This window comes from Aequorivita marina, assembly GCF_031631895.2.
Lineage (GTDB): Bacteria > Bacteroidota > Bacteroidia > Flavobacteriales > Flavobacteriaceae > Aequorivita > Aequorivita marina.
The window spans coordinates 1-365 of record NZ_JAVMBW020000048.1 but is presented as its reverse complement, the minus strand read 5'-3'; the positions used below and the strand labels follow the sequence as shown (position 1 = coordinate 365).

The 365-nt window shown below is 50.1% G+C and carries 1 protein-coding gene; it reads left to right on the top strand.

Annotated features, from left to right (window positions below):
* Window positions 1-365: FIDD domain-containing protein (locus QPK98_RS15625; RefSeq protein WP_494337542.1), on the top strand; the 365-nt coding region annotated here is incomplete at both ends.

The window sequence follows — 365 nt, the reverse complement described above, 5'->3', positions numbered from 1 at the left end:
GGAACCGACCCGATCACCTTTCCGTATGTAAACCTGATCAACCCACAACGGATCTATGTACGGGTGACCAACACTGACAACCAATATGAGCCCCAGTGCTATGCCGTAGTAGAGCTTATCTTAAAAGTAGAACAGCTTCCAGAAGTAGAACTAGAGGATCAATACCGCCTTTGCGTAGATGAGAACGGAAACCCAATTGCCGGAGAAGACGGCGGCGCTTCACCACCGGTAATTGACACCGGCCTAGATCCAGCGCTGTTCACCTTTGTATGGGAACTGGATGGGGTAATCATCCCTGGAGAGACCGGTCCCTCGATTATTGTGATGCAGGGTGGGGAATACACGGTAACCTATACCAGTATTGA